1 protein-coding gene is annotated in these 590 nt (G+C 40.2%); it reads left to right on the top strand.

Annotated features, from left to right (window positions below):
- Window positions 1-173 precede the first annotated feature (173 nt).
- On the top strand, window positions 174-590 hold a 417-nt coding region (locus A3756_RS21940; RefSeq protein ID WP_068554644.1), incomplete at its 3' end, for a TetR family transcriptional regulator.

Below are 590 nucleotides of genomic sequence, written 5' to 3' on the forward strand. Positions count from 1 at the left end.
AAAACTATTCAAAGCAGGTGCCATGACAGCAGAAGCTGTTGTCAGGAAATCGCTCAAGAAAAAAGACCGCGCCATTGTTATCACTGGCTGGAAGAATATTTTTGGTGTTTGGTCTGGTAAACTATCCCCACGTTCAGTCACACGAAAACTTGCAGGATGGTTACAAGCCTAAAATGTGTTTAATCAAACAACGCGCGAATAATCCGGAACAAAAAGCTCTCAGAAAACAGCAAATTCTCGATGCTACACGAAAACGATTTTCTGATCTTGCCTACGAAGACCTTAACCTGAATGTGATTGCTGCAGATGTAGGTATTACTAAGGCCGCTTTATATCGCTACTTTAGAAATAAAGAGACTTTGTTCCTCGCGTTGTTTGTAGAAACCCTTGAAGAATTAATTCACTCGGCCCAAAAAATGCCAAACAAGCTCCCCCTAGCAAGGCTAATGGCTGACACCTTAATTGCTAACCCTATCTATTGTAAGTTGAATGCAATTTTACACACAATTTTAGAACGGAACCTTACCGTTGAAGAAGCATTACAATTCAAAAAAACCTTACTCCACTTAATGCACCAGTATTCCCAGTTA

The organism is Oleiphilus sp. HI0086 (genome assembly GCF_001635225.1).